Genomic DNA, 1,191 nt, shown 5'->3' on the forward strand with positions numbered 1-1,191 from the left:
CCCGTTACGGCCTGCAAAGCTATTTTGTAAAACAGCGCGATGAACTGGTTGAACTGACGGCGATGGATTCCTGGGTACTTAACCTTACCCGCAGCGTGAAATACAGTGACGCCGACCGCGCGGAAATCCAGCGCCAGTTGACCGAGCAGTATATCAGCGACTACACCGCCACCTGGCGGGCCGGGATGGACAATCTGAATATCCGCAATTTTGAGTCCATCGGACAACTGACCGGGGCGCTGGAGCAGGTTATCAGCGGCGACCAGCCTTTGCAGCGGGCGCTGACCGTCCTGCGTGACAACACACAGCCAGGCGTCTTTTCTGAAAAACTCTCTGCCAAAGAACGGGAGGAAGCCCTGGCAGAGCCGGATTACCAGTTACTCACCCGCCTCGGGCATGAATTCGCCCCGGAAAACAGTACCCTGGCAGTACAGAAAGACAAAGAAAGCACGATGCAGGCCGTGTATCAGCAACTCACCGAGTTGCACCGCTACCTGCTGGCAATCCAGAACGCGCCTGTACCAGGGAAATCGGCGCTGAAAGCCGTGCAGTTACGGCTTGATCAGAACAGCAGCGATCCGATATTCGCCACCCGCCAGATGGCAAAAACGCTGCCTGCTCCGCTCAACCGCTGGGTTGGCAGACTGACTGACCAGGCCTGGCATGTGGTGATGGTGGAGGCTGTTCATTATATGGAAGTGGACTGGCGCGACAGCGTGGTGAAACCGTTTAACGAGCAACTGGCAAATAACTATCCGTTTAATCCGCGTTCTGCACAGGATGCCTCACTGGATGCCTTCGAACGCTTCTTTAAACCGGATGGCATACTGGATACCTTCTACCAGCAGAACCTGAAGCTGTTTATCGATAATGACCTGAGTCTGGAGGATGGCGATAACAACGTCATTATTCGCGAAGATATTATTGCGCAACTGGAAACTGCGCAGAAAATCCGTGACATCTTCTTCAGCAAACAGAACGGTCTGGGAACATCCTTTGCCGTGGAAACGGTATCGCTTTCAGGCAATAAACGCCGCAGTGTACTGAACCTTGACGGTCAGTTAGTCGATTACAGCCAGGGCCGTAACTATACCGCCCATCTGGTCTGGCCTAACAACATGCGCGAAGGCAACGAAAGTAAGCTGACGCTCATCGGCACCAGCGGCAACGCGCCGCGCAGTATCAGCTTCA

Annotated in this window: 1 protein-coding gene; it reads left to right on the top strand. The window is 54.3% G+C overall.

What is annotated here, in order from left to right:
- On the top strand, window positions 1-1,191 hold a 1,191-nt coding region (locus RTW80_RS25665), incomplete at both ends, for an ImcF-related family protein (RefSeq protein ID WP_312720875.1).

The organism is Escherichia sp. AM3 (genome assembly GCF_032029835.1).
Taxonomy (GTDB): Bacteria; Pseudomonadota; Gammaproteobacteria; order Enterobacterales; family Enterobacteriaceae; genus Escherichia; species Escherichia coli.